The organism is Haladaptatus litoreus (genome assembly GCF_900156425.1).
Taxonomy (GTDB): domain Archaea; phylum Halobacteriota; class Halobacteria; order Halobacteriales; family Haladaptataceae; genus Haladaptatus; species Haladaptatus litoreus.
In genome coordinates, this window is record NZ_FTNO01000001.1 from 1,858,995 (window position 1) to 1,882,585 (window position 23,591).

Annotated in this window: 31 protein-coding genes; 16 read left to right on the forward strand and 15 right to left on the reverse strand. The window is 59.3% G+C overall.

The window, feature by feature from the left end; genetic code table 11:
- Positions 1-36: 36 nt before the first annotated feature.
- Positions 37-489, reverse strand: a complete 453-nt coding sequence (locus tag BW974_RS09780; protein ID WP_076429942.1) for an ester cyclase — start codon at positions 487-489, stop codon at positions 37-39.
- Between the two features lie 140 nt (positions 490-629).
- Here BW974_RS09780 and BW974_RS09785 point away from each other — a divergent pair, with 140 nt between their 5' ends.
- Positions 630-1,163 carry a P-loop NTPase family protein gene (locus tag BW974_RS09785; protein WP_139328849.1) on the forward strand — a complete coding sequence of 178 codons (534 nt, stop codon included), beginning with the start codon at positions 630-632 and terminating at the stop codon, positions 1,161-1,163.
- 13 nt (positions 1,164-1,176) lie between these two features.
- Here BW974_RS09785 and BW974_RS09790 read toward each other — a convergent pair whose 3' ends face one another.
- The 7 genes from BW974_RS09790 to BW974_RS09820 form a co-directional block, all read right to left on the reverse strand.
- Positions 1,177-2,130: a D-2-hydroxyacid dehydrogenase gene (locus BW974_RS09790; protein WP_076429944.1), complete on the reverse strand. Its 954-nt coding sequence runs from the start codon at positions 2,128-2,130 to the stop codon at positions 1,177-1,179.
- 137 nt (positions 2,131-2,267) lie between these two features.
- Positions 2,268-2,486: a DUF8015 family protein gene (locus BW974_RS09795; RefSeq protein WP_076429945.1), complete on the reverse strand. Its 219-nt coding sequence runs from the start codon at positions 2,484-2,486 to the stop codon at positions 2,268-2,270.
- Between the two features lie 238 nt (positions 2,487-2,724).
- Positions 2,725-3,381 carry an HAD family hydrolase gene (locus tag BW974_RS09800; protein ID WP_076430331.1) on the reverse strand — a complete coding sequence of 219 codons (657 nt, stop codon included), beginning with the start codon at positions 3,379-3,381 and terminating at the stop codon, positions 2,725-2,727.
- A gap of 70 nt (positions 3,382-3,451) precedes the next feature.
- Positions 3,452-3,763, reverse strand: coding sequence for a hypothetical protein (locus BW974_RS09805; RefSeq protein ID WP_076429946.1), 312 nt, complete (start codon positions 3,761-3,763; stop codon positions 3,452-3,454).
- A gap of 57 nt (positions 3,764-3,820) precedes the next feature.
- Positions 3,821-4,126 carry a nucleoside triphosphate pyrophosphohydrolase gene (locus BW974_RS09810; RefSeq protein ID WP_076429947.1) on the reverse strand — a complete coding sequence of 102 codons (306 nt, stop codon included), beginning with the start codon at positions 4,124-4,126 and terminating at the stop codon, positions 3,821-3,823.
- Between the two features lie 53 nt (positions 4,127-4,179).
- Complete coding sequence (locus BW974_RS09815) at positions 4,180-5,268, reverse strand: outer membrane protein assembly factor BamB family protein (protein WP_076429948.1); 1,089 nt, start codon at positions 5,266-5,268, stop codon at positions 4,180-4,182.
- Between the two features lie 101 nt (positions 5,269-5,369).
- Positions 5,370-6,428 carry a PAS domain-containing sensor histidine kinase gene (locus BW974_RS09820; RefSeq protein ID WP_076430332.1) on the reverse strand — a complete coding sequence of 353 codons (1,059 nt, stop codon included), beginning with the start codon at positions 6,426-6,428 and terminating at the stop codon, positions 5,370-5,372.
- 122 nt (positions 6,429-6,550) lie between these two features.
- Here BW974_RS09820 and BW974_RS09825 point away from each other — a divergent pair, with 122 nt between their 5' ends.
- A complete protein-coding gene (locus BW974_RS09825) occupies positions 6,551-7,534 on the forward strand; it encodes a hypothetical protein (RefSeq protein ID WP_076429949.1) in 984 nt (327 codons plus the stop codon).
- 205 nt (positions 7,535-7,739) lie between these two features.
- The gene (locus BW974_RS09830) at positions 7,740-9,383 is read left to right on the forward strand and encodes a Na+/H+ antiporter NhaC family protein (RefSeq protein WP_076429950.1); all 1,644 of its coding nucleotides are present in this window, start codon (positions 7,740-7,742) and stop codon (positions 9,381-9,383) included.
- A gap of 6 nt (positions 9,384-9,389) precedes the next feature.
- Here the strand turns inward: BW974_RS09830 and BW974_RS09835 are convergent, their stop codons facing one another.
- The 3 genes from BW974_RS09835 to BW974_RS09845 all read right to left on the reverse strand — a co-directional run bounded on the left by BW974_RS09835 (position 9,390) and on the right by BW974_RS09845 (position 11,610).
- Entirely contained in the window at positions 9,390-10,055 is a 666-nt protein-coding gene (locus BW974_RS09835; protein WP_076429951.1) for a DUF2238 domain-containing protein, read from the reverse strand.
- A complete protein-coding gene (locus tag BW974_RS09840) occupies positions 10,052-10,645 on the reverse strand; it encodes a hypothetical protein (protein WP_076429952.1) in 594 nt (197 codons plus the stop codon). The genes BW974_RS09835 and BW974_RS09840 overlap by 4 nt, the downstream gene beginning before the upstream one ends.
- 170 nt (positions 10,646-10,815) lie before the next feature.
- On the reverse strand, positions 10,816-11,610 hold the full coding sequence (locus tag BW974_RS09845) for a ZIP family metal transporter (RefSeq protein ID WP_076429953.1): 795 nt from the start codon (positions 11,608-11,610) through the stop codon (positions 10,816-10,818).
- A gap of 119 nt (positions 11,611-11,729) precedes the next feature.
- On the opposite strand from BW974_RS09845, the gene BW974_RS25585 reads away from it, so the two are divergent.
- The 3 genes from BW974_RS25585 to BW974_RS09855 all read left to right on the forward strand — a co-directional run bounded on the left by BW974_RS25585 (position 11,730) and on the right by BW974_RS09855 (position 13,366).
- Positions 11,730-11,873 (forward strand): hypothetical protein, encoded by a 144-nt coding sequence (locus tag BW974_RS25585; protein WP_175609660.1) that lies wholly within the window; start codon positions 11,730-11,732, stop codon positions 11,871-11,873.
- Between the two features lie 81 nt (positions 11,874-11,954).
- Positions 11,955-12,902, forward strand: a complete 948-nt coding sequence (locus tag BW974_RS09850; protein WP_076429954.1) for an alpha/beta hydrolase — start codon at positions 11,955-11,957, stop codon at positions 12,900-12,902.
- A gap of 74 nt (positions 12,903-12,976) precedes the next feature.
- Positions 12,977-13,366, forward strand: coding sequence for a DUF7344 domain-containing protein (locus BW974_RS09855; protein ID WP_076429955.1), 390 nt, complete (start codon positions 12,977-12,979; stop codon positions 13,364-13,366).
- 28 nt (positions 13,367-13,394) lie between these two features.
- Here BW974_RS09855 and BW974_RS09860 read toward each other — a convergent pair whose 3' ends face one another.
- Entirely contained in the window at positions 13,395-13,889 is a 495-nt protein-coding gene (locus tag BW974_RS09860) for a metal-dependent hydrolase (RefSeq protein ID WP_076429956.1), read from the reverse strand.
- A gap of 72 nt (positions 13,890-13,961) precedes the next feature.
- Here BW974_RS09860 and BW974_RS09865 point away from each other — a divergent pair, with 72 nt between their 5' ends.
- The 5 genes from BW974_RS09865 to BW974_RS09880 all read left to right on the forward strand — a co-directional run bounded on the left by BW974_RS09865 (position 13,962) and on the right by BW974_RS09880 (position 16,749).
- Complete coding sequence (locus tag BW974_RS09865; protein WP_076429957.1) at positions 13,962-14,651, forward strand: SDR family NAD(P)-dependent oxidoreductase; 690 nt, start codon at positions 13,962-13,964, stop codon at positions 14,649-14,651.
- Positions 14,652-15,003: 352 nt separating this feature from the next.
- Positions 15,004-15,609, forward strand: a complete 606-nt coding sequence (locus BW974_RS09870) for a magnesium transporter CorA family protein (protein WP_076429958.1) — start codon at positions 15,004-15,006, stop codon at positions 15,607-15,609.
- Positions 15,610-15,650: 41 nt separating this feature from the next.
- On the forward strand, positions 15,651-15,806 hold the full coding sequence (locus tag BW974_RS25590) for a hypothetical protein (protein ID WP_175609661.1): 156 nt from the start codon (positions 15,651-15,653) through the stop codon (positions 15,804-15,806).
- A complete protein-coding gene (locus BW974_RS09875) occupies positions 15,803-16,240 on the forward strand; it encodes a DUF8135 domain-containing protein (protein WP_076429959.1) in 438 nt (145 codons plus the stop codon). Before BW974_RS25590 ends, BW974_RS09875 begins: the two co-directional genes overlap by 4 nt.
- Complete coding sequence (locus BW974_RS09880) at positions 16,237-16,749, forward strand: DedA family protein (RefSeq protein WP_076429960.1); 513 nt, start codon at positions 16,237-16,239, stop codon at positions 16,747-16,749. The genes BW974_RS09875 and BW974_RS09880 overlap by 4 nt, the downstream gene beginning before the upstream one ends.
- Here the strand turns inward: BW974_RS09880 and BW974_RS09885 are convergent.
- Positions 16,746-17,198 carry a hypothetical protein gene (locus BW974_RS09885; RefSeq protein WP_076429961.1) on the reverse strand — a complete coding sequence of 151 codons (453 nt, stop codon included), beginning with the start codon at positions 17,196-17,198 and terminating at the stop codon, positions 16,746-16,748. The two genes, BW974_RS09880 and BW974_RS09885, sit on opposite strands and share 4 nt — an antisense overlap.
- Positions 17,199-17,285: 87 nt before the next feature.
- On the opposite strand from BW974_RS09885, the gene BW974_RS09890 reads away from it, so the two are divergent.
- The 3 genes from BW974_RS09890 to BW974_RS09900 all read left to right on the forward strand — a co-directional run bounded on the left by BW974_RS09890 (position 17,286) and on the right by BW974_RS09900 (position 21,346).
- On the forward strand, positions 17,286-17,615 hold the full coding sequence (locus tag BW974_RS09890; protein WP_076429962.1) for a transcription factor S: 330 nt from the start codon (positions 17,286-17,288) through the stop codon (positions 17,613-17,615).
- A gap of 86 nt (positions 17,616-17,701) precedes the next feature.
- Entirely contained in the window at positions 17,702-20,386 is a 2,685-nt protein-coding gene (gene ppc, locus BW974_RS09895; RefSeq protein WP_076429963.1) for a phosphoenolpyruvate carboxylase, read from the forward strand.
- A 450-nt stretch (positions 20,387-20,836) separates the two neighbouring features.
- Positions 20,837-21,346, forward strand: coding sequence for a hypothetical protein (locus BW974_RS09900; protein ID WP_076429964.1), 510 nt, complete (start codon positions 20,837-20,839; stop codon positions 21,344-21,346).
- Positions 21,347-21,372: 26 nt separating this feature from the next.
- On the opposite strand, the gene BW974_RS09905 is transcribed toward BW974_RS09900, so the two are convergent.
- Entirely contained in the window at positions 21,373-21,561 is a 189-nt protein-coding gene (locus tag BW974_RS09905) for a hypothetical protein (RefSeq protein ID WP_076429965.1), read from the reverse strand.
- A gap of 141 nt (positions 21,562-21,702) precedes the next feature.
- The gene (locus tag BW974_RS09910; RefSeq protein ID WP_076429966.1) at positions 21,703-22,533 is read right to left on the reverse strand and encodes a ZIP family metal transporter; all 831 of its coding nucleotides are present in this window, start codon (positions 22,531-22,533) and stop codon (positions 21,703-21,705) included.
- Between the two features lie 84 nt (positions 22,534-22,617).
- Between BW974_RS09910 and BW974_RS09915 the strand changes: the two genes are divergently transcribed.
- On the forward strand, positions 22,618-22,869 hold the full coding sequence (locus tag BW974_RS09915) for a hypothetical protein (RefSeq protein WP_076429967.1): 252 nt from the start codon (positions 22,618-22,620) through the stop codon (positions 22,867-22,869).
- Positions 22,870-22,873: 4 nt separating this feature from the next.
- The gene (locus BW974_RS09920; protein ID WP_076429968.1) at positions 22,874-23,554 is read left to right on the forward strand and encodes a YqjF family protein; all 681 of its coding nucleotides are present in this window, start codon (positions 22,874-22,876) and stop codon (positions 23,552-23,554) included.
- The last annotated feature ends 37 nt before the right edge of the window (positions 23,555-23,591 follow it).

The window sequence follows — 23,591 nt, forward strand, 5'->3', positions numbered from 1 at the left end:
TTCGGGAGGGGTCCACAAACCGATGGGGGACGACCGTCAGTCGGCGTTCGCCTCCCGAACAAGTGCGTCGAGCGGCGGCAACACGTCGAGTTGCTGTAACAGGCCAACCGTATCGTAGTTCGTCCACATTTCGGCGATTTTCCCGTCCTCAACGCGATACATCTCCATTCCGGAGACGGTTACCTGCTCGCCGGTCGGTTCGATATCCATGAGTTCGCCCTCGTGAGTGCCGCGAGCCGTGTACCGAACCGATACGAAGTCGTCTTCGGCAACCTCCTTTTCGACCGTGTACTCGGCGTCGGGAAAGGCCCGACGGTACGTTTCGACGTACTCACGGTAGTCATCCCGTCCCCCTTCTTCGTCCGGTGACGACGGGTCGTGAAGGACGAAATCCTCATGGAATATCTCGTTGATGACTTCGATGTTCCCCTCCGACCAGATTTCCTCAGCGTCGCGCCGAACGAGTTCCGTGTTCGATTCCATGGTCATTCTATCCCCTTCCAGAATCGACGGGCAGTCTAATCAAACGTCGGGCCGATGCACACCGGGCACGGGTTCGGCGGCCATACAGGTCGCGCGACCGAAACGTTCTTCTCAGTGGTCGAATAAGTTCGCGCTCCCGTTCAAAGATGACAGATACAGCAAACACGATGGACAGAATCATGGTTCTCGGCCCGCCGGGTGCGGGAAAATCCACGTTCGCTGTGCGATTAGGCAAAACACTGGAGTGGCCGGTTACGCACCTCGACGCCCATTTCTGGGAACCCGGATGGGAAAAACCGGATAGTGACGACTGGGAGGAGACACACCGAACCCTCATCGAGCGACCGAACTGGATTATCGACGGCAATTACGGAAGCACCATCGACGCGCGACTCGACGCCGCGGATACCGTGATTTTGCTGTCCGTCTCGCGGTATATCTGCCTGTATCGGGTTCTCAAACGATGGCTCACAAATCACGGTCAGACGCGCCCCGACATGGCCGAGGGTTGCGAGGAGAAAGTCGATCTGGAGTTTCTCCGCTACATCTGGAACTTTCCCACGGAAAAAATTCCGGCGATAGAACGAAAGTTCGCGGGATTGGACGAGGACACGACGGTAATCAGACTGGATTCGAATGCGCAACGAGATGCGTTTTTCGCGCGACTCAGCAAGAGATGAACTGAAACGACGGTTACACGATTCGATTGACCATCTCGTCCACCTTGTCCGACGCAAGAACCTCGTAGTTTTCCACGATGATGTCTTGCCAGCGTTCCGCTTTGTGCGGCGTCGAACCGGCCATATGTGGGGTGAGTACCGCGTTCGAGAGGTTCCACAGCGGCGAATCCGACGGAAGCGGTTCCGTCGAAAACACGTCGAGTCCGGCACCGCGAATCAAGCGGTACTGGAGCGCGCGTATCAGGGCGTCCTCGTCAACCACGTCACCGCGGGCGATGTTGACGAGGACAGCATCGCTCGGCATGAGTCGGAACTCCTCCGACCCGAGGAGACCCTCGGTTTCGTCCGTTAGCGGACAGGCGAGGACGACGTAGTCCGCTCGGCGAAGCACCTCGTGGTGGTCGTCCGCAGCGAAACAGTCGTCGAGAACCGTCGGAGCAGTTTCGACGGTTCGCTTGGTGCCGAGAACCGTCATTCCGAGTCCGGAACCCAACTCCGCGACACGGGTTCCGATTGCGCCGACACCGATGATTCCGAGCGTCTTTCCGCGGAGTTCGCCGCCCTCGAATCGTTCCCAGACGCCGCGGGACTGCTGGCGAACGCCGACGTGAAGTCGGCGTTCGAACGTCAGCAAAAACCACAGCACTTGTTCCGCGATAGGTTCTGCGTGAACGCCAGAGGCGTTCGTCAGGGCAATGTCTCGCGCTTCCAGCGCGTCTTGGTCGTATTGGTCAACCCCGGCACTGAGCACCTGCACCCAGCGAAGGCTGGTTGCCGAGTCGAGCAGGTCTTCGGAGAGTCCCGCCGTGACGATTCCATCGGCTTCGGGAAGCAGTTCGAACGTTTCTTCCGGTGTTCGCGCCCGAGCGAGGGCACCGTCGGGAAGGTGGTTGGCGAGTTCGGCGTGGAGGTCGGACGCGATGTCGGGTGTGAGACGATGCGTTAGTAGGAGCGTCGGTGTGGACATACTGCTCACGACGGAAGCCCACGTGGTAGTGTTTTACCTCGCGGAAGTCCGGATAAAGCGACCGTTATGAGGGTCGTAACCGGATTTTTGTTGAGAATGGGTGGAAATTGGGCGAATTCGCGGTGGTTCTATTCGCTTCAGTTCAGTGCCTCCACCTCGTTCGTCAAATCCTGCGGTTCATCGACGGGGCCGTTGATGAACAGGCCGTGGCCGATGATGGCGCACGCGACCAGACCTGCCGAGATGATTGCCACCGAGAGCGAAATCGAGGTCAGGTATCCGACACCTGCGCCGACGGACATACTGAGGGCGATACCGAACAGGACGAGGTCGTAGTACTGCCAGTCGTATGCCATACGATACTGTTGTTCGTCCAGCCACGAAAAGCTGGGGGTGAGACTGCCGATGAACGAATACGGGTGAGTAGCGAGGATTACGCCCGACCGACGGCGGTCGCTCACCGAACTCGCACTTCTCAGTGAACCGTTTCCGGCGAATCGACCGGCTCACTCTCGATTCCCACCACGGCCGCGGTAAACGTCTTGGCGTTGGATGAGTGATAGAGGGACGGATACATTTCAGAGCGAACCGCAATCAGTCCCGAAGCAGTTCCCGAATTTCCCGAAGTCCCTCAACCTCGTAAGTCGGGTCAACCGAAAGGTCGTACTCGGCGCGATGCGGTCTGCGGATGAACACCGAATCGAGGTCGGCGTTGTGGGCGGCGACTACGTCGCTTTCGCTGTCGCCCACGAAGAGGGCGGAGTCCACGCCGAGGTCGGCGAGGGCTTGTTCCAAAAAATACGGTTCGGGCTTTTTCCGGTGGAAGGCGTCCAGCGTCGGCGGTCTGCCGTAGTACGTTTCGAAATGCCGACCGAGGTCGAAGTGGTCGAGCATGAACTCGATAGTCGCGTGCTGGTTCGAACTGACGATTCCCATCGGGCGGGCGAACGACTCCAGCGCGTCTACGTCGTCGTAGGTCGTGGTACGGCCCGCCTTGAGTTCGCGCAGTTGAGCGTCGGAGGCCGCGGTGTCGCGGGCCTCCCAGAACTCGGCCGGGTCGAAATCGTAGGCGTCACACACTCGTTTCAGGTCGTCGGGGGTAACACTGCGCGAGACGGCGGCCAGATGGTCGTCGTCAGGTTCGACACCGAACTCGGCAAACGCGGACAACGCGGCCTCGCGAAGGGCGGTTCCGTTCGGCGGTTTTACCAACACACCGTCGTTGTCGAACAACACCGCATCGTAGCTCATTTTCGAAGTGGTCGCACGGAGAAAAGTTATCGCTGGCGGTTTCGCCATTCGCCACGACGGCAATTGTACCCTATTCGACCGAGACGACGTTCCACTCGTCGTCGGTCAGGCGTTGATCTGCGAGCGTTTCGCCGTCACCGAGCAGGCGGAACGAAAACCCTTCTCCGTCCCGTTCGGTTTGGAGTCGGGTTGTCGTCACGTCGGCCGTGACTTCGGTTCGCCGTTCGTCCGGAACCCAATCGTCGCGCACCGCGGCCAGTCCGTAATCGGCGTATGCGACGCTGGTCGATTCCTCGATTGTGCCGTCGCTTCTGACCTCCGCGACGATTCCCTCGGCTGGTTCAGTTTCCCGAATGACGAGCGTGTAGGTCGTTCGTGACATACGAACTGCTTTCGTGCAGTCGTCTATCCGCGTCGGGGTTGCATTCGCAGGTCGTTTTTATTCCACTCGTTCGAGGACGATTCCGTCGGAAAACCCGCCGCGCTCGTCGGCTTTCTCGGCCCGAAGTCGTTCCAGTTGGTCGGATGTAACATCCGTACAGTCGGCCAGCGCGTACACCACTTCGAGTACGTCTGCCAGTTCCTCCGGGTCACCTGATTCGTGGAACTCCGCGACTTCTTCGTCCAACTTTTCTCCGAGTCGGCGCTCGTATTCAGCGTCGTCCGCAACGTGCGTTTTCGGCGTGTCACCGTTTTTCTCGATTATTTCGGGGATTCGGTCGCGGACGAGTTTGTCGTAGTTCATGTGAAAACCTCCAAGCGAAGAATGAAAAGTTCAGCTATCACCTGTCGGCCCTGCTATCGCTGCGGTTCGAAGGCGTAGAGACTGCCGTCGTCACTACCGGTGTAGACGCGCTCGTGACTCGCGGCTGGACGTGTTCTCACTGCCGCCATCGTCTCGAAGCGGCTTCGTTCCGTTCCGTGCGTCGAATCCAGCAGGTAGACGCGGCCGTCGCTCGCACCGACGTACACCGTTCCGACGACGGCCGTCGGTTGCGTGAGCAGGCTTTCCGTCTCGGCGGTGAACGCATCCGGTTGGAACACCCATTCCATCGTTCCATCCCACGGCGACAGCTTTCTGAGTCGCTGGCCACGGGTTTCGGGGTGGCCGTACCGAGTGTCGCAGACGGCGTAGAGCGAGGCGTTCGTCACGGTGAGACTCACGACCGCTTCGTCGCCGCGCGTTCGGGTTTGCCAGAGGACGCTTCCGTCCATACCGAGAGCGTGGAGGTTGTACCCGGCGCAGGCGGATTCGGTGCCACTGCCGACGTACAGACGACCAGTTTCGAACGCGAGCGATTCGACGCCGCGACCGGGGTCGAACGACCATTCGAGGTGGCCCGATTCGCCGTCGAGTGCCCACACCCGGCCGTCGCCAGCGGCGTAGGCCCGCAGTTCGCTGGCCACGACGGTCGAGCAGGCCGGGCCGTGGAACCGCCAGCGTTCGTCGCCGGACGCGCTGTCGAGGGCGACCAAACCTGTTTCCGTGCCAATGTAGGCCGTTTCACCGACGATTGTCGGACTGGTCGTCGTGGAACTGTCGAGTGCGGTTTCCCAGCGTCGTTCTCCGGTCTCCGAATCGAGCGCGAACACTCGGTCGTCGCTGACGACGTACAGGTCGTTTCGGAAAACAAGGTCTTCCGTAACGGTTCCGTCTGCGTGATACCGCCAGCGGAGTTGTCCGTCGTAGAACGCGGAAATTCGTCCGTCCTCGTTCGCGGCGTACACCACACCGTCGGTTCCGACTGTGGGTGCGGCAGTAACCGGACTGCCCGTGTCGAAGCACCACGTCGGTGCGGAGAGTGTCGAACGAGACGGAGAGACGACTTCCGAGATACCGGCGACGCCGACAGTGTCGAGAAATGGTTTTTGTGTATTATGAGACATTGTATCAACTAAAAATTGATTCGACTCCTGACTACCTTATTATCGTGTACCAAAGCGTAGATTATACGGCAATTAAACCGGTTGGTTGGCAGTTAAGTAGGTTATTCGGCGTTCGAGCACTCGGACTCCGCTTCGACATCGTCCGCGGCAAGCATTCTGAACTGAAGTTTGAACACCGCGCCGTCGTCGCTGTCTTCGACCCAGATGTCGCCGCCGTACTTCTCCAGCAGGCGGTCAACGAAAAAGAGGTCGAGACCCTGTCCGTGGTGAAGTGGGCTAATTTCCTCCCGGCCGAAGATCAAGTCGTGGTCGTCCGGAGAAATACCCGGGCCGTCGTCAGCAACGGTCAGTGTAGCGACCGAATCGTCGCCGTCGAGATGGACAGTGACGGTTGGTGCCGCCGAATTGTTATGTTCGACGGCGTTTTCGAACACGGCCTTGATTGCGGTTCCGATGGCGTCATCGGCGGCGACGAGAACGGGGGCAGAGCCGAGTTCGGCAGTAAACTCGGCCTCCGGATACAGTTTCCGTGCGGCATCGAGTTCGATTCGGAGGAGTTCGTCGAGGCGAACGGGTGTGAGCGACGGGTCGGTTCGCTCGGAGAGCAGTTCGTCCAGATTTCGGGCGGTTTCCGCGTACTTGACGATGGAGTCGATACGCTTGCGGGCGGTCGAAAGGGACTTCACTAACTTCTCGTCCTCCAGTTCGTCGGCCACTATATCCACGTGTCCGAGGACGACGTTCGCGTCGTTTCGTAGGTTGTGCCGGAGGACGCGGTTCAGGATTCGCAAACTCTGTTCGTACTGGCGGCGCTCGGTGAGGTCTGTGAAGAATCCCGCGTATCCACGCAGCTCACCGCCGGTACGAATCGGGACGCACGACCCTCGACCGTAAATCATCCGTCCGTCCTTCATCGTCGTCTCGAACCCGCCAACCCACGGTTCGCCCTTCGACAACGATTCAATCATTGCTTCGTACACGGCTGGTTCGCTGAACAGATTCATCGGCGTGTCCCCGACGAGTTCGTCCCTGCTGTAGCCGGTAAAATCGACGCAGGCCTCATTTACATCCTGTATGACGAAGCTCGCGTCGGTGATGACGGCGGGATTTTTCGTCTCCCGAAACGCGGTCTTGTAGATAGCTGGGTCGGAGGACACCATGTCTCGATAAGCAGTCGAGAGGCTGACCATATATTTGTACCGAGAGTAGGCATCTTTTAGACAATTTTTCGAAAATGTAGCAGAAGTGTTTTTATTATCCATACAGTAAAGAAGACACGAGAATGCCCCGCCAACAGCTCATCGACGAGCTACCAATTCCTTCAAACCATCTGACAGAGATTGCGGCGGTGACGCTTCCCGAGCCGATTGCAGCGCTCTCGGACGAGTACGACACTATCGTTGGCGACCGAGACGAGTTCCTCTGGCAGTGGATATACTCGCTGTTTCCATCGTTTACCCTTTCGTCCGTTCCGGCGGAGTACGCGGAGACGGCCCGGACGCAGAAGACGATTCTCACGATGTTCGTGACCCTACTGGACGACCTCGCGGAGAAGGGTAACGACCGGGAAACCTTCGAAGAGGCGTGTCAGATTCCGTATCGTCCCGAAACTGTGAACGCCGACAGAGAGAGGGTGAAAACGGAGCAGTTGCGGTTCATCAAACGAGTTTGGGCGGCGTTCGAAGACGGTATCGAAACAGCCCCGGAACATGACAAGTACAGAGATATTTTCGACTGCGACCTCCGCCAGACGCTGACCGCCATCGACTACTCTCGCGTGTTGAACGACCACGTCGAAATCGCAAACATGGCGGGAATAGAGCATTACGACCCACACAACATGTTGATGTTTCCGTATGCTGACGTCGATTTGATGTTCTCGCCGTCGTTCGACGCGAGCGACCTTTCCACACTGCGGTCGGTTATCTGGGAATTACAGCGGATGGCTCGAATCGGCAACTGGACGACGACGTGGGAGCGCGAACTCGGCGAGGGAGATTACACGGCCGGGCCGGTCATCTACAGCCTGCAAGAGGGTTTCATCTCGTTGGAAGATTTAGACGCCACCGACGACGACGCCATCGAACGAGTGACCGAACAGATTCGGTCACACGACATCGAAGACCGATTCATCAACGAGTGGGAACGGCGATACGAGGCAGTGAGGGAGAGACAGGAACAGGCAAACAGCATCGACCTCGATGCGTTCGTCGATGGAATGCGGACGGTGCTGGCGTACCAACTCGCGGCGCGCGGCCGAAAGTAAAGTAGTTCGTGCGTCTATCCCGGTGGTTTACGGCGAAAATGTTGTCCCGTATGATACCAGTTTCGTCTTAGACATATTTGATTATCATTTACTGAACTCTCTTTTTCACTGCGTGTAGATTTGCTCGTCATTTCAATTTGTTGAATAAAATTGGTAAGTTTAGCATGGATAATCGTTTTTAACATGGTCTGTGTACCCAGTTGGCATGGCATCGGAATTTGGAGCACTGTCGCTGGTACCGCCGCTACTGGCCATCGTACTGGCCGTCGTCACGCGCCGAGCGATGCTGTCGCTGTTCATCGGCATCTGGGTCGGCGCCATCATCATCGTCAACGAAATCAGCTTCGTCGGTGGTTTCCATTTCGAACCCAAAAGTCCCGGGGTCGCACAGATGTTCGATTGGATTATCAATTCGATAGGCAACAGCACGTTCAATGCGAAAATTCTCGTCTTCACCCTGCTGATAGGGGCCGGGATTGCACTCATTTGGCGATTGGGTGGTGCGTTTGCCATCACACGATTCGCCACACGAGGAATCAACTCACATCGCAGGGCGGGAGTCACCACATGGCTCCTCGGCCTTCTTTGGAATTTCGACGATTACGCCAACAACGCCATCGTCGGCAGTTCGATGAAGGACATCGCGGACGAGATGAAGATGTCCCGCGAGAAACTGGCGTACATTCTCGACTCTACTGCCGCGCCGATGGCGACCATCGGGCTTTCCAGTTGGGTCGCGTTCGAAATCGGGCTGATACACACCCAGTACGAGGAACTCGGCATTCAGGGAGAGACACCCACCGCGGCCACGACGTTCCTTCAGAGCATTCCCTTCAACATGTACGCGATTCTCGCGCTGGCGATGGTCGGCATCATCGTCATCACGCAGCGCGATTTCGGCGAGATGCTCACCGCCGAAAACCGTGCTCAGCAAACCGGAAACGTCATTCGCGAAGACGCTCAGCCACTACAAAGCATCAAGGAGGATTTGGGCGAACCCGCACTCGAAAACGCACCCCTCAGGATGTTCGTTTTGCCGGTTTTCGCACTCGTCAGCGTCGTCATCTCCGGAGCCGTGATAACGGGGTACGCCCCCGGACGGACACCGGTTGAGATGTTCGAAAACACCGACGTTGCTGGCGCACTCGTCTGGGGTTCGTTCGCCATGGTTGCGACGGGCATCGTCCTGTCGCAGGTTCACGGCGCGATGAGTTTAGACGAGACGATGGAAACCGTTCTCGACGGATTCGGGACGATGCTCCCGGCAGTCAGTATCCTCGTGTTGGCGTGGTCGATTGGTTCCGTCGCCACCGCACTGGAAACCGGCGCGTACGTCACGGCATACGCGGAAGGAGTCGTCTCGCCGCTCATGCTTCCCGTCGTCATCTTCCTCATCTCCGCGTTCATCTCCCTCGCAATCGGTACGTCGTGGGGAACGATGTCGATAATGACGCCAATCGTGGTTCCGATGGCGTGGAGCATCGGCGGCGAGTCGTCGCAACTCATCGCTATTGCCGTGGGTGCGATGTTCAGCGGCGCTATCTTCGGCGACAACTGCTCGCCCATCTCCGACACCACGGTTCTCGCATCGACGTTCTCCGGGTCAGACCACATCGACCACGTTCGTACCCAGATGTACTACGCGGGAACCGTCCTCATCGCAACGGCGGTCATGTACCTGCTGTACGGACTCACGAACATCAATCCGTTCATCCTGCTTCCACTCGGCGTCGTAGTGCTGGTCGCGCTGGTCTACGTGTTTTCGGAGTGGGACGCAAAGCGCAAGAACGTCCCGTCGAAACCGGCCGCAAAAAGACAGTCGAGGCCGGACGTGACCAGCGACGACTAAGCTGGTTCACTCCGCAGTGCGGAGCGACAGTTTTTCCGAAAGTTGTTTGCTCACTCCTGAGAGGTACGCCGTACCCCAGATAGCGACGACGAGCGCCCCCATCGTGTTGTAGAACAAATCGAGGACGGTGTCGTCCAGTCCGTACTGCGTGAGGATTTTGCCAGTAGCGAGCAGACGCCCGATTTCACCGACGAAGAACTCGATGAGTTCCCAGACGACGCCGAACGCCATGACGAAGAGCAGCAGGTACACGAACATGAATCGCGGCGTCAGGTTCAGTCCCTCGGTGTATTCGTCGATTGCTCTGGCCGTGGCGTAGGCAGTCGCCGCGACGAGCGAGGACGACATGGCGTGTGTCATATGGTCCCACCACCAGACCGATTTGTATGCACTCAGGTCGATGATTCCGGGTATCTGGAGCGTTCCGAATGCGTGGAGGAACATCGCCGTGGTAATCCAGAGGACGAGACCAACGTCCATCGTGATGTCGTAGTCGCGCTTGAGCAGGGCGGGCAGTTGCGTGACCACTAGCCCGACGAATGCGTTGACGATGATTCCGGTGTTTCCCTCCCAGAGTCCAGCGATGAGGATGCCGACGAGTCCAACCTGCATCACGCGAACCAGTTCGCCTTGCCGTTTCTTCGAGAGACGCAGGTGGTCGCGGATTTTCATGCGTACTTCACCTCCTCCAAGAATTGGGCATCTGCACGCTCGCGCCGTCGGAAGTACCAGCGGAAAACCCCACCAGCGACGAGTCCGCCCGCAGTCGCGGCGATGAAGACGTACATCAACTGCGTATTCGTTCGGACGAACGGCGTACCCCACATGTCGTGGGCGAATCCTGCACCGACGGCCCAGAATCCCGCGACTGCCATCGTCGTGATGACGACGAAAAACACCGCGAACCACGGTGTCATTCGAACTGCGGTGAGCAGATGCAGGTCAACCACGACGAGCAGAGCAAGCGTTGCGATGGACAGCGCGGAGACGAACTCCGTGGCGAAATCCGGTTGGAAGACGCTGACCGCGAGCGGAAGCGCGGCGACGAGTAGAAACGGAAACGGAAGCATTTCCCGCCATGACCCGCCCGAAAGTATCGGTGCGATTCCGACCCCAACAACCGCGATTGCGACTCCCGCCGCGACCAGTTGACTAAACACGATGCTCGTGATGGCAAACGAAACGACGATTCCCAACAGTAACCACGCCAGCGCGGCGTTCGTTGCCGTATCCCGGACAAACCAATTCTCCAATTGTGTCATTTTTCCCCCAAACAAGGATAGTTGCACCGCTCGGCGGATTCTGTACCCTTCCGGAGAAACACGACGAGTGGACGTATAAATCGAATTTCACTCGATTAGTGAGGTTGCTCGGATGCCATATTCCGTGTATGCGGCGAAAAGAGACGGAGACGACGACCAAGAGCGTGTAACTACCCCAACGTCACGTCGAGATACAGCATCACCACGACTCCGAACATCATCCCGAGGGTGGCCGCACGCTCGTTTCCGCGAGCGTGCGTTTCGGGGACGATTTCGTCGCTGATGACGAACAGCATGCCACCCGCGGCGAACCCCATCGCGTAGGGAAGAATCGGCGTGGCGACCTGCACCGCGAAGGCACCCAAAACGGCCAGCGGGATTTCGACCAGTCCGGCCCGAATGCCCGCGATTGCGGCGTAAAAGAGCGAACCGAATCCGGCGTTTCGGGCGGCGACGGCGACGGCCAACCCCTCCGGAACGTTCTGAATTCCGATTGCGAGCGCCAGCGCCAGTGCATCACCGAGATTTCCGGCACCGAATCCGACGCCGACGGCGAGCCCTTCGGGCATGTTGTGAAGCGTGATAGCGACGATAAACAGGAGAACCGAGGCGGTTCGCGGGTCGCTGGTACCGTTTTCTCGAACATCACCCGTGATGACGACGTGGACGTGTGGAACCCACTGGTCGGCTTGGTCTAAAACGAGGACGCCGAGCGCGAAGCCGACGACGACTGGAAACACTCCACCTACCTCGATTCCGGGGAGGATGAGACTCGTAAAACTGGCAGAAAGCATGACGCCCGCCGCGAATCCGAGCGCCGAATCCAGCGAGCGTTCCGAAGGATTTCGCCAGACCAGAACGAGTAGTGCGCCGAACGTGTTGAGCGCCGCAATGATGAAACCACCAGCGAGTCCCCACAGGACACGGTTTTGTCCGAGGATTCGAACGAACAACTCTTCCAGCATGGCACGCAACTCGTCCTGTCAGAGGAATCGAGGAAACAAAAAGCCGCGCTCAAAATGCGGCACCCCCGACAGTTCGAACAGGCAGGGGGATTGAAATTCACCGAGGTTGACGGGCGTGTATGGAGTTTTGTGACATCTGCGAGAAACGCAAATCGAAGGGGACGCAGTTGGTGGGGCGAACCGGAGAGTTGTGGGTGTGTCGGGGCTGTATGATGCGAGCCGTCACCGGCAAGAAGGAGGAACTGTCGTTCATGGACTGTTGACATCCTCCCCGCGAAGGAGGCGCTTTCTCCTCCACTTCCGTAAGCCGAGTTTTATGTCGTTCGTCACCGTGGTGAAACGCAATGACGAGCACACGGGCACGCAGGCCGTTCGAGGAGTCGCCGGAGGAACCCGAACTGTCGCGGTTGCGGTACGCAAAGAACGACGCCGATTTCGAGAGCGAGGGAACGTGCTGTGCCGGATGGCTGTACACACCGGAAGGTGAGACGAAACCGCCGGTTATCCTGATGGCCCCCGGATTTGGTGCGGAACGAACGTTCGGCTTGCCAGAAATCGCAAAACGGTTCGTCGCCCGCGGATTTGCGGTCTTTCTGTTCGACTACCGAAATTTCGGCGACAGCGACGGTGAACCGAGAAACCTCGTCAACTCCTCCCGGCACGTCGCAGACTGGGAAGCGGCTATCGACCACGTCCGGGGACTCGACGCCATCGACCGGCGGAAAATCGCACTGTGGGGCACCTCCTACAGCGGCGGCCACGTTATCGAAGCGGCGGCGGACGACCACCGAATTTCCGCCGTCGTCGCGCAAACCCCTTTCCTTGACGGGCGAGCAGTGACGCGGTCGGCAGAAATCAAGAAGTCGCTTTCGGGGACGATTTCGGGAGTGCGCGACCTCGTCCGGAAGTACACGTTTCGAAGTCCACGAACCGTCCCGGTCGTCGGCGGCCCCGACGAGTTTGCCGTGATAAATGCTCCGGGCGCGAAAGCGGGATACATGGACCTCGTCCCCGACCCACCGGTGTGGGACAACGAGGTTCCGGCGCGAGTGTTCCTCGACATTCCGCGCTACCGGCCGATTTCGGTCGTTTCCGACGTACCGTGTCCGCTGTTCTTGCTGGCGGGGCGCGACGACGAAGTCGTCTCCGCGTCGTCGGTACAGGAAGCCGCAGAGAAAGCCGACGCGACCTACATCGAACTCCCAATCGGTCATTTCGACGTGTACGATTCGGCGTTAGAGGAGGTTCTCGGCTACGAGATGGCGTTTTTCGACCAGCATCTTCGGAGATGACAACGAGATCGACTATCTTGGAGAAGGGGAACTAGGTTTATATCACGTGATGTATTCTTGGATAATATCCAGCCATGCAATCATCTAACGATCTGAATCACCGTGGGACATCAGACAATCGAAATCGAATCATCTCAGTCGAGGACGTCTTCGAAGTGCTCACCGCACCGGAGCGACGGGCGGTACTGTACGTCCTGTGTAGACGCCAGAAACCGATGGCCGTAGAAGAGTTGAGCGAAGATGTCGCGTCGGTACAAATCGGCAATGCACGGGACACTCCGGAACGACTCATCACTTCCCTCCGCCACGTCCACCTGCCAAAACTCGAACAGTTCTCCCTCGTACAGTACGACTGCGATTCGAACTCCGTCGAGATAAATCGACTGCCACTGCGACTCAAACGCTATCTTCGGTTCACCGCGGAGGACGAACTCGGCGTGTGTTCCGAAGACGCGACCGCGTAGCCGAGCCGGCGGACGAAATCGGCTGTTTCTAAGCGAGGAAGTGGCCGAGGAACCACGCACCTGCAATGATGATAGTTCCGCCAGCGAACAGCAGGTAGTTCGCCTTCGTGTCGCTGGCTAACGTGATGTCGAGTGTGAAATGCCTGTCCGAAACCGGCCAAAAGGGGCGAATCCCCATCGGCGTCAGCACGTCCGCGAGAAGGTGGGAAACGATGGTTAGCGTCCCGACCAGCAGTCCGAATCCGGCAAACCACAGTCCGGCAGAAAGGCCGCCTTCGATTCCAGCGAGAACGCCCGCCACAGCACCCGAAAGTAGTCCGACGAGGAGCGCGAACGGAATCGAATGTGTGGGGCCGCGATGTTGGAGTCTGCTCGTCTTCGAATCGAGGTCGGGAAGCATCGCCAGCGAGAGGGAGAGGCAGGCACCCAAAAACGCGAGGTCTGGCAGTCCGGCGGCGACGAGGGCACCGCCAATCGGCGCGTAGAGCGCGAGCGCGACGCCGAAATGACCCGGCTGGTACATGGTTTTCGAAGGTGCCGAGCGAGGTTAACTCCGACGGAAACCGGTTTCACGAACCCACTCGTCAGACCCAGCATGGACGGATTGACGGCGGTCGTCACGGGCGGGACGCGAGGAATCGGACGGCAGGTAGCACGCGCCTTTGCGGAAGAGGGTACGAACGTCGCCCTCTGTGGACGCGACGCGGATGCGGTGGACGAAACCGTCGCCGACATCGAAGACGCGGGTGGGAGCGCCGTCGGCCTCCGGGCCGACGTGCGCGACGAGTTTGACGTAGAGCGACTGATGGAAACCGCGGCCAGATTCGAAAACGACGGCATCGACATCGTCGTGGCGAACGCCGGAATTTACCACGGAGCGCCGGGCGAAACGCCGCTCACCGCGGAACCCTACGCCGCGTTCGACGACACGTTCCGGACGAACTGCCGAGGCGTGTTCACCACGATTCGGGAATCGCTCCCCCATCTCACCGAAAACGCGAGAATCGTCGTTCCGACCGGCGGAATCGGTCACAAGACGAAGGCTGGATACGGTTCTTACGCTGTCTCGAAAGCCGGGGCAGAGGCAGTTGTTCGCGGGTTTTCCGCAGAAATCGACCGGCCAGTCATGGGACTCGACCCCGGCGTGGTCGCCACGGAAATGATGAATGGGGAGGGCCGCGACCCCGAAGAAATCACGGATATGTTCGTTTGGGCAGTGACGGACGCGGAGGACGTGAACGGCGAAATCGTCGGGCTGAAACAGTGGCGACAGGCGACGAGATAGGAAAAAGCGAGCGAACGAGGGAACGAGCGGCTTTGGTGCGAGTGACTAACTGAACGAAGGGCGGGGAAATCTTCGATTTTTCGGGTGAGCAAACCACCGTGTTTTCGAGCGACCGAAAACCGCTGGTTTTCCGGTACCGCGAACGACTTCGTCTTTCGCAGGCGTGGCCTGCGCCTAGCATCAGTAGTCGGTACAGTAGCAAGCCCACCTCTGCACCGAATTATCGACACAGTCGTTCATGGGTGCCCCATGACGACCAAATAATTAACAAATTAATTACCAAATTTGCATTCGGTCACATCATCCAGAGCCGAAACGTTAAGTCAGCAGTATGAGAAATGGTGTCTACCTGATGGCGAGTGAAGATGTGGGGCAGACGCACACGCCGGAGTTGCCCGATTCGGTAACTCGGTGGCTGGACGAGAAAGCCGACGAACTCGATATTTCGCGCCAGCAACTGCTCTCGGAACTGCTCACGGCACATCGCGCGCTGGACGAGGACGATACTGACGGCGAACTCGACGACCTCCGCGAGGAGTTCATGTCGAAACTGACCGACGTGCGAGAGCGCGTCGTGCAGGTCAAACGTGAAACCGACGGGAAAGCATCCGCCGACCACGACCATCCCGATCTGCGAAACGAACTGGCCGACATTCAGCGCGCGGCCGAGGAACTCGACGCCCTGCGTGAGCGCATCGCGGAGAACCGCGAGCGCATGGACGACGGGTTCGAGAACTACGAATCGGTGTTGGAGTACCTCACCGAGACGACCGACGAGTTGGAAAACCGTCTCGACGTGCTCGCTCGCTCGTCTCCGTCCGCGACCAGACGCGCACGCTCGCCACGCGAAACGCGACGCGGGCCGCGACCGCAGAACTCGCTCGCACGGCCAACCGAAACGGCATCACGAGCGCCAAATGCGGCGAGTGTGGGACGGGCGTCACAATCTCGCTTTTAACCGAACCCTCCTGTCCGCACTGTAGCGCGACGTTCGAGGACGTGGAACCGAAGCAGGGCTTTTTCGGGTCGAACCGACTCGTCGTCGGTCGGCCGCCTGCAATCGAAGGGGACGCGCTCGATTCCGACGTGGACGAGTTGGTGGATGAAGTTGAGGCAATGAACGGGGAAGAAATAAGCGAGGAGAGCGACGAATGACAGGAGAGGAGACGGCAGAAAGCGAGCGAAGAGGAAGACGCGAGAGGGCCGAAAGGGATGAACCACTCTCTGCCCTCGTCGAACGAGTGGAGTCGCGCCGGAACCGAAATCCGGGTTGCGACCGCGGCGAGTTGGACGACGCGTTCACCCAAGAGAGCGTCGGCGACGTTGACGTAGACGACATCTGGGCCGACTTAGAAGCCGAGGACAGCGGCGACCTCGTCGTTTCCGCGCCGCAAGAAGAGAGTGAAGACGACCGCGACGTTCGTACGATTCCGAAGTCCACCTGTCACGGTTGTCCCCATTTCGGCGACCCGCCGAGCGTCCACTGCACGCACGAGGGGACGAACATCCTCACGATGGTCGATACAGAACAGTTCCGCGTGGCCGACTGTCCCATGGTCGTGGACGAAGAACCCCCACTCTCCAAATGAGTGGACTCACCGAAACGGCCCTATCGCTCATCCAGCAGTACGGCTTCCTCGCCGTCTTCGTGTTCGCGTTTTTAGAATCATCGATGCTGTTCCCGCTCCTTCCGAGCGAACTCGTCGTTCCGACGGCCGCAGGACTGCTCGTCCGTGACCCAGTTTCGTTCGCCCTGTTCGTCATCGCCATGACCGTCGGAACGACAGTCGGCAGTCTGTTGCCGTACTTCGTCGGCCACGAGGGTCACGACGCGATGGACAGGTACGGTCGCTACCTCCGCGTTTCGCCGGACGAAACCGACCGCGCGAGTCACTGGTTCCGCAGGTGGGGCGAACACTCCGTCATGTGGGGACGACTTTTGCCCGTCCTGCGTTCCATCATCTCGATTCCCGCCGGATTTGCGGAGATGGACGTTCGGAAGTTCGTCGTCTACACGACAGTCGGCGCGCTCGCATTCAATTTGCTGGTCACAGGATTGGTGTACGTCGGTCGGGACGACCTCCTCCACCTGCTTTAGTTGCTTTTCGTCCGAGTCGTCTCCGTAGCCCAACCGGAGTCCGATTCTATCCAGCAGTTGAAATCGATGACCAACTCGTCCGTTTCCGCGCCATTGCGGTACGAGACGATTCGAAACTGTCCGTGCGTCGGGCGCGGCCCGAGGTGTTGAAAGTAACTTCGGCGATCGTCGGTCGGAATTTCGTGTTTGAGTTCGCCGGACGAGTCGAACACGCGAAGGCGCTCTACCGATTTCGGCGCATCGCCAACAAGATAGATTTTGAGAAGCGCGTCGTCGTCCTCAGGAACGACCATTGCCGACTGAATTACGTCGGGATCGCCGTGCTTGACCGCGCTGGACTCGCAGTCCGCGCTCGACGATTCGGACGACGCACCTGCACAGCCAGCGACTGCGGTGGTAGCGAGGGCGACTCCAGCGGAGAGCAATTCGCGTCTGGAAATGGAGGACATACGACCGCAACTATTCAGATTGCAGATATAAATGTTGCCGAGCAGTAGTACGTGGCGCTTTTGAACCCTCGCACGCTACGCAGGGGTATGCAATTCTGCGACGACTGCGGTTCCATGATGAAGTCCATGGGGTCGAAGATGGTCTGTACGAACGGCGACTGTCAGGCGACCACCGCAAAGGACGAAGAGCGCGCGAAGGAGTTCGTCTCCACGGAAGAACAGGGCGATTCGGAAATCATCGAAACCGAGGAGGGCGCGGACTTCGAGGGGAAACCGACCGCCACGGACATCACCTGCGACAAATGCGGCCACGGCGAAGCATGGTACACCATCAAACAGACCGCCTCCGCCGACGAACCGCCGACGCGGTTTTTCAAATGTAAGGACTGTGGCTATCGCTGGCGGGAGTACAACTGAGACGGAGTTCACATCGACCCTTGACCGCGGTCGCAGTTTTTGACTCCAGACCGACGTTTTAGGTATTGCCACGACGATGATGTGGTATGCGATTACATACCCGCGACGTTAGCCAAGACGTACGCGAACTCGGCGGCCTGCTCGGCGACGTGCTTTCTCGGCTTGGCTCGGAAAAGGCGTTCGAGTCGGTCGAAACCCTGCGAACCGAATCAATCGACTACCGGCGCGGGGAAACCGACTCCCGTGATGCGGTTCGGGACGAAATCAGGGGTCTATCGCCGGAACTGTCGGGCCACGTCGCCCGCTCCTTTGCGACCTACTTCGAACTCATCAACCTCGCGGAGGAGCGCCAGCGAGTCCGCGCGATTCGGGAGGGAACGCAGGAAGGGACGCTCGACGATAGCCTTCGGGCGACCGCCGAAACGCTGGCCGAGAAGGATGCCGACCGGGAAACCGTCCAGCGGGTGCTTGAGGATGTTTCCGTGGTGCCGACGTTTACGGCCCATCCGACGGAAGCGCGTCGGAAGACGGTGAAGGCGAAACTGCGGTCGGTCGCGGCTCTGCTGGCCGAGTTGGACGAGCGCAGACTGACCGACAGGGAGCAGGCGAAACTGGAGCGACAGTTGGAGAGCGAGGTGACCGGGCTGTGGGAAACCCGCCAAGTGAGAAAGCGCAGACCGGACGTGACCGACGAAGCGCGGAACGTCCTCTGGTACTTAGAGAACGTCCTGTTCGACATCGTCGGCGAGGTGTACGACGAACTCGACCGCACGGTCGGCGCGGAGTTCGACACTGACGTTCCGGAGCTATTTTCGTTTCGCTCGTGGGCCGGGAGCGACCGCGACGGCAACCCCTACGTCACGCCGGAAATCACAGCGGAGACGCTTGCCAACCAGCGCGAAGTCGTGTTGGAACGCTACCGCGACGAGCTGAAACGGCTCTCCGGCGTGCTGAGTCAGGACGGCGACAGGGTTCGGACGAGCAGTGCGTTCACTGATAGCCTCGAAAGCGACCGAGAGCGGTTTCCCGCCATCGCCGAGCGGGCGACCGACCGCTATCCCGACGAACCCTACCGCCAGAAACTCGCGCTGATGCGGGTTCGAATCGACCGCGTGGGCGACGTGCGACCCGGCGGGTACGCCGACGCCGAGGAACTGCTGGCCGACGTAACCGTCATCGCGGACAGCCTCCGCGAAAACGGCGGGGAGGCGGTCGTGGAAACGGAAGTTGACCCGCTCCTGCGGCAGGTCGAAACCTTCGGTTTCTCCCTCGCCTCGCTGGATTTGCGCGACCATCAGGAAAACCACACGACGGCGATTGCGGAGGCGCTGGCCCGCGAGGGGTTCGACTACGATTCGATGAACGAGGACGAGCGCGTTTCACTGCTCACGGACGCGATTTTGCAGGACGAACCGATTATCAGCCTCGACCCAGAGGGGCTTTCGGAGACGGCTGGCCGGGTGCTGACGCTGTTTTCGGAAACCGCGAATTGGCAGAAAGAATACGGCCAGACGGCAATCGACACCTACTGCATCAGCATGACCGAGGAGGCGAGCCACGTCCTCGAAGTGCTGTTTCTGGCAGACCAAGCCGGAATCGTTGATTTGCCGGGGTACTCCGGACTGGACGTGGTTCCCCTGCTCGAAACCGAGTACGCCCTCTCGGGTGCCCGGCGCATCATCGGGACGCTGTTCGAAAACGAAGCCTACGCTGCAGCGCTGGAGGCACGCGGCGGTAGTCAGGAAATCATGCTCGGCTACTCCGATTCGAACAAGGAAAACGGCTTTTTGGCGGCGAACTGGAGCCTCTACAAGAACCAGAAGCGACTCGCCGAAATCGCCGAGGAGTACGACGTGACCCTCCGTCTGTTCCACGGACGCGGCGGGTCGATTTCCCGCGGTGGCGGGCCGATGAACGAGGCCCTACTCGCGCTTCCACGGGAAACCGTCTCCGGACAGGTGAAGTTCACCGAACAGGGCGAGGCCATCGCCGAGAAGTACGCCAATCCCGCGATTGCCGAGCGAAACGTCGAACAGATGCTGGACGCCCAGATTCGCGCACGCTACGACGCGATAGACGAAGGCCCCGAATCGCTCCCCGACGAATGGACGGAGACGATGGATATCGCGGCGGATACGGCCCGCGACGCCTACCGCGACCTGCTCGAATCGGACGGGTTCGTCTCCTACTTCGAGCAGGCGACACCGATTCAAGTCATCGAAGACCTCAATCTGGGGTCGCGCCCCGCCTCCCGTTCCGGCGAGCGAACCGTGGAAGACCTCCGGGCGATTCCGTGGGTGTTCTCGTGGACGCAATCGCGCTGCATTCTGCCGGGGTGGTACGCCCTCGCGGTCGGACTGGACGCCGTCATCGAAGATGGGAAGATGGATACGCTTCAGGAGATGTACGAGGAGTGGCCCTTCTTCCGTACGACCTTAGACAACGCGACCTTGGCGCTGGCCCGCACCGACCTCGAAATTTCGGCAGAGTACGCGACCCTCGCAGAGGACGATTTGCGCGAGGAGTTCTTCCCGCGGTTGGAAGCGGAACACGAGCGTTGTGTCGAACTCGTCACGGAAATCACGGGTCGTGACGAACTGCTCGAACGAGAATGGCTCCAGAACAGCCTCAGGCGGAGAAATCCATACGTTGACCCGCTCAACTTGCTTCAGGTGAATCTCCTTCGTCAAACCCATCTCACCGAGACGGAGCGCCGGGCGCTCCGTCTCACGGTAACCGGGGTTGCGGCAGGGATGAAAAACACGGGATAAACCGAAAAGAGAGAGAGAAACCGAGGAGAATCGGTGAGACGGGTGCACGCACCCGACCCGCCGAATTGAGTCACAGTTTCAGATTCGGTTGATACTACTCCCGCCTTCGCCGAGGTGGGTGACGATTTCGTCCAGTTCCTCGTTCGTTCCCGCGATGGACGACACCTCGTTCGACACGCAAGTCGCCGTCTCTGAGGCACCGGCTATCAATCCTCGCTATCGAAATCCAGAAACGATTTTCGCCGGTCAATTTCCGCCGCGTCGATGCCCATTTCGGCGAGTTGTGCGTCCATGTCCACCTGCGCGCCGAGTTCCGATTTCCGAATATCTCGTCCGTATCGTCCGTGTTCGAAATTCGGTTTAACGCCTTTAAATTACTATTTTTTCGACAGTGGAAATTTCAGGGACAAACATTAGGGATGTTCGTGCTGTGTGCTGGTTCGGGAAAGTATGGACGGAGTCAACAGGCGACGATTTCTCGAACTGGCGGCAGGGACGGTCGGACTCGCTGGCACTGCACACGGAGCGACCCAAGGGGCGTTTCGGTTCAATCGTAGAATGGTGTTCGAAGACCCCGACGTGCTGTCGGATTCGTATTTGAACCGTATCGTCCTCGTCACGGACAAGTCGGAACCCGACACCGGCATCCCGTCCGTCGGCGGGTGTGGATTCGACCAACCGTGGCCACCCGAAGGGGTAGACGTATTTCAGGGGCTCGTGGTCGAATGGCGAAACCGGGACACGGCCAGATTGTTCGGGACGGATAGACGGGTACGAGCCGAAAAGCTCGTCCAACGCGATCTCTACGTCGAACGCCGGGAAACGCCAGTCGAAATCGGCACGCCGTTCGTCATCAACAACGTCGTTCGATGTCCGGACGGGCTTGTCGGTGTGGAAGCGGGACAGATACCGGGGATTCGAATCGAGACGCCTTCCGGCAACGAGGAAGGTGCGGGGTGAAAGAGTCGCTTCCCTGAAAGTATTTATCAGATGGCGCGCGAAACGACGTATGAAACGCCGTCGTCTGCTCTCCGTTTCCGCATCACACTCGCCGGTTGCGCCAGTCTGTCTACCGACAGGAAAGCCACGAGAACCACACGGACGACGAACACGACCACCAAATCGAATACGGTAACGAAGACAACGAAGGAGACAGAAACGACGACGATTTCCAAATCGTTCAGTCGAACCGTCGGCGAGTCGATTCCGAACGTGGCAGGACGACTATCGTCACTATGCCGAAAAACTGGTTCTCGTGTGGGAGAACGGAACCATCGACCGCGACGTTAAAATCGGGGAGACAAAGTAGATTCGTCCTACGGCTGTGCGATGGTCAGCCAGAAAATGAAGACGACCACGCCGCCGAGCGTCGTGCTGGCGACGGCGTGGGTACGAAGTTTGTCGAGCAGGTGGTGTGCGTCGTCGGAGAGCTGTGCGACCTCGTACACCTCGCCGCCGAGTTCACAGCGCGGGAGGAAGTCCATCGCGACGTGGAGGAAGACGCCCGCGGCGAATCCGAAGACGATGCCGTTGATCGCGTCGCTGGACGGAACGTTGAGAAGTGCGGAGAGGATTGCGGTGATGCCGACGCCCGCCGCGGGAAGGAGGAGAACCGAGACGGGTTTGCCCGCGCGCTGGAGGCGATGGGCCGCGACGTAGCCCGCCGGGCCTTTGTGCGAGACGATGGCGAGTCCGAGCAGGAGGCCGAGTTCGGGCATGTTGCCGTACACGAGTCCGATGATGGCTCCTGCGGTGAGCGAATGGGCAGTCAGTTCGAGCGCAGCGTGGTCGAAGGGAACGTCCAAGTGCATCAGTCGATGGCCGATGGTGTGCGCGCCGAAGCCGGTTAGAATACCGAAGGCGATACCGAACCCGCCGAATTGGGGATGATGACCGATTGCGTTCGGGACGAGAAACACCGCGGCGCTGGTTATCATCGCGCCACTCGCCAGCCCGAACGCCCAGACGAGTTTTCTCGCGTGCGTGGACTCGCCCGAACGCGACCCGAGCGCGGCGGCCCCCGCCATCGCGGCGAACGCGACCCACGCGATTGCGAGCACTTTGTCCAACTCCGCGGACATCGCAAAGCCCGACAGCACGACGAGGGCGAGAAATCCAAGAAGTCCGATTCGAGACAGCCGTGACATGGTTATTAATCTTCGACTGAATCTTATTACACCGTCGGTTTTCGGCCACAACACTAATTTATTGTGACATACTCGGCACGAGTAATGCAGACGAAGACGGTTCGAAACGCCCTTCCCCTTCCCGCCGGTCGTGCAGTGCAGGTGCTCGTAATGGTCGCACTGTTCGCGGCGACGATGCCCTTCGCAGACGCAGTCGTCTCCGGAACGCTCTCGCGCCTCGGTTTCTCCGTGACCAGCACCGGCTTGCATCAGGCGTTCCAACTGCTGTTCGTCGGGGGAATGTCCGCCAGTGTCGCGCTCTGCTGTTTCGCCTGCTGGCGCGTCGTGCGGTCGTAAGGTTATGCGTGCGCTCCAGTTCACGTGGCAGGATTGCCTGTTCGTCCACTGGCCGGTCGAACGCGACGCGCTTCGAACCGTCGTCCCGGATTCTCTAGCGCTCGATACCGACGAGGGACAGGCGTGGGTCAGCGCTCTCGCTTCCACCGTCGAAAACGCCAGACCGCCGGGAGTACCAGTGAAATTCGGAATGACGTTCCCACAGGTCAACTTCCGAACCTACGTTCGCCTCGGCCACACTACGGGCGTCTATTTTCTGAGCCTCGACACCAGCAGTCGCCTCGCGGTTCGCGTCGCCCGGTCACTCTACCGACTGCCGTACTACTACGCAGACATCGTCGTGGATTCCGGGTCACGCCACCGAGTTCGGAGTCGGCGCATGCATCGCGATGCGCCCCCGGCCGAGTTCGAAGCGACCTACGAACCGGAGGGGACTGCAAAGACGCCGGAATCAGGGACGCTCTCCGCGTTCCTTTCGGAACGCTATCGCCTGTTCGTCCCGCAAGCGGGACTCACGACCAGAATCGAGCACGACCCGTGGAATCTATATCCCGCGACTGCCGACGTGAGCGCGGAATCGCTGTTCGAAGCAGTTGGACTATCCACGCCGCACCGAGAACCACGAGTTCGGTACTGCCCGCGAATGGAATTTCAGGTACAGACACCCACGCGAATCGAGAAGTAGATTGGAGTGAAAATCGGGTTCGGGATACAGTGTCAAA

Coding starts and splice junctions, on each gene's coding strand:
- BW974_RS09920 (WP_076429968.1), top strand. CDS start 22,874: ATGCGTGCGCTCCAGTTCACGTGGCAGGATTGCCTGTTCGTCCACTGG.
- BW974_RS09790 (WP_076429944.1), bottom strand. CDS start 2,130: ATGTCCACACCGACGCTCCTACTAACGCATCGTCTCACACCCGACATC.
- BW974_RS25585 (WP_175609660.1), top strand. CDS start 11,730: ATGGAGTTTTGTGACATCTGCGAGAAACGCAAATCGAAGGGGACGCAG.
- BW974_RS09915 (WP_076429967.1), top strand. CDS start 22,618: ATGCAGACGAAGACGGTTCGAAACGCCCTTCCCCTTCCCGCCGGTCGT.
- BW974_RS09810 (WP_076429947.1), bottom strand. CDS start 4,126: ATGAACTACGACAAACTCGTCCGCGACCGAATCCCCGAAATAATCGAG.
- BW974_RS09910 (WP_076429966.1), bottom strand. CDS start 22,533: ATGTCACGGCTGTCTCGAATCGGACTTCTTGGATTTCTCGCCCTCGTC.
- BW974_RS09825 (WP_076429949.1), top strand. CDS start 6,551: ATGCCCCGCCAACAGCTCATCGACGAGCTACCAATTCCTTCAAACCAT.
- BW974_RS09860 (WP_076429956.1), bottom strand. CDS start 13,889: ATGTACCAGCCGGGTCATTTCGGCGTCGCGCTCGCGCTCTACGCGCCG.
- BW974_RS09780 (WP_076429942.1), bottom strand. CDS start 489: ATGACCATGGAATCGAACACGGAACTCGTTCGGCGCGACGCTGAGGAA.
- BW974_RS09885 (WP_076429961.1), bottom strand. CDS start 17,198: ATGTCCTCCATTTCCAGACGCGAATTGCTCTCCGCTGGAGTCGCCCTC.
- BW974_RS09855 (WP_076429955.1), top strand. CDS start 12,977: ATGCAATCATCTAACGATCTGAATCACCGTGGGACATCAGACAATCGA.
- BW974_RS09890 (WP_076429962.1), top strand. CDS start 17,286: ATGCAATTCTGCGACGACTGCGGTTCCATGATGAAGTCCATGGGGTCG.
- BW974_RS09875 (WP_076429959.1), top strand. CDS start 15,803: ATGACAGGAGAGGAGACGGCAGAAAGCGAGCGAAGAGGAAGACGCGAG.
- BW974_RS09800 (WP_076430331.1), bottom strand. CDS start 3,381: ATGAGCTACGATGCGGTGTTGTTCGACAACGACGGTGTGTTGGTAAAA.
- BW974_RS09880 (WP_076429960.1), top strand. CDS start 16,237: ATGAGTGGACTCACCGAAACGGCCCTATCGCTCATCCAGCAGTACGGC.
- BW974_RS09805 (WP_076429946.1), bottom strand. CDS start 3,763: ATGTCACGAACGACCTACACGCTCGTCATTCGGGAAACTGAACCAGCC.
- BW974_RS09840 (WP_076429952.1), bottom strand. CDS start 10,645: ATGACACAATTGGAGAATTGGTTTGTCCGGGATACGGCAACGAACGCC.
- ppc (WP_076429963.1), top strand. CDS start 17,702: ATGCGATTACATACCCGCGACGTTAGCCAAGACGTACGCGAACTCGGC.
- BW974_RS09870 (WP_076429958.1), top strand. CDS start 15,004: ATGGCGAGTGAAGATGTGGGGCAGACGCACACGCCGGAGTTGCCCGAT.
- BW974_RS09845 (WP_076429953.1), bottom strand. CDS start 11,610: ATGCTGGAAGAGTTGTTCGTTCGAATCCTCGGACAAAACCGTGTCCTG.
- BW974_RS09865 (WP_076429957.1), top strand. CDS start 13,962: ATGGACGGATTGACGGCGGTCGTCACGGGCGGGACGCGAGGAATCGGA.
- BW974_RS09795 (WP_076429945.1), bottom strand. CDS start 2,486: ATGGCATACGACTGGCAGTACTACGACCTCGTCCTGTTCGGTATCGCC.
- BW974_RS09900 (WP_076429964.1), top strand. CDS start 20,837: ATGGACGGAGTCAACAGGCGACGATTTCTCGAACTGGCGGCAGGGACG.
- BW974_RS09835 (WP_076429951.1), bottom strand. CDS start 10,055: ATGAAAATCCGCGACCACCTGCGTCTCTCGAAGAAACGGCAAGGCGAA.
- BW974_RS09820 (WP_076430332.1), bottom strand. CDS start 6,428: ATGGTGTCCTCCGACCCAGCTATCTACAAGACCGCGTTTCGGGAGACG.
- BW974_RS09785 (WP_139328849.1), top strand. CDS start 630: ATGACAGATACAGCAAACACGATGGACAGAATCATGGTTCTCGGCCCG.
- BW974_RS09850 (WP_076429954.1), top strand. CDS start 11,955: ATGACGAGCACACGGGCACGCAGGCCGTTCGAGGAGTCGCCGGAGGAA.
- BW974_RS09815 (WP_076429948.1), bottom strand. CDS start 5,268: ATGTCTCATAATACACAAAAACCATTTCTCGACACTGTCGGCGTCGCC.
- BW974_RS09830 (WP_076429950.1), top strand. CDS start 7,740: ATGGCATCGGAATTTGGAGCACTGTCGCTGGTACCGCCGCTACTGGCC.